General features: G+C 63.9%; 1 protein-coding gene. It reads right to left on the reverse strand.

From position 1 onward, the window contains the following. The coding region (locus AU465_RS32975) for an FAD-dependent oxidoreductase (protein ID WP_192257181.1) at positions 1–585 on the reverse strand (585 nt) is incomplete at both ends.

Below are 585 nucleotides of genomic sequence, written 5' to 3' on the forward strand. Positions count from 1 at the left end.
CCCACATGTGGGCAAAGTCGTCGCCGACGATGAAGTCCGGGCTCTCCGGGCCGTAGGGATCGATCTTCACCTGCTCCGGCGCAGTCGGCACCTTGAACGGCATGGCGCCGCCCTGCACCCCGCCGAAGTGGAAGTCGGGCTTGTAGTAAATGCCCCACAGCTTGTCCGTGATCACCGTGCCGTCGACATCGGAATGGAGCGGCGCATCGGTGTCGACATGGATCACTGGCGGCATCTTGCCGTCATTGGTGCGCTGCAGCTTCGGATCGACGCCGAGCGTGCCTTCCTGCAGCGACCAGAAGGTCCACATTGGCACGTCGTGGTGCATCCTGCCATCGCGACCCTTGATCGAGATCGCCTTCGGCAGCTCGAGCATGTCCCAGATCTGCTTGACCCACGGGCCGGTACCGATGATGACCTGGTCGCAGCCAATCTTGCCCTGGTCGGTGACGACGGCCTTAACCGCGCCCTTGGCGTCCTTCTCGAAGCCGAGGACGTTCACGCCGGTCGCGATCCGCACGTCCTCGTTCTCCGCCTTCGCGGCGAGGCCGTAGATCGAGCGCGTGTTGTTGGCATAACCCCCCT

The sequence above is a fragment of the Mesorhizobium silamurunense genome, assembly GCF_014843905.1.
Classification (GTDB): Bacteria; Pseudomonadota; Alphaproteobacteria; order Rhizobiales; family Rhizobiaceae; genus Mesorhizobium; species Mesorhizobium silamurunense.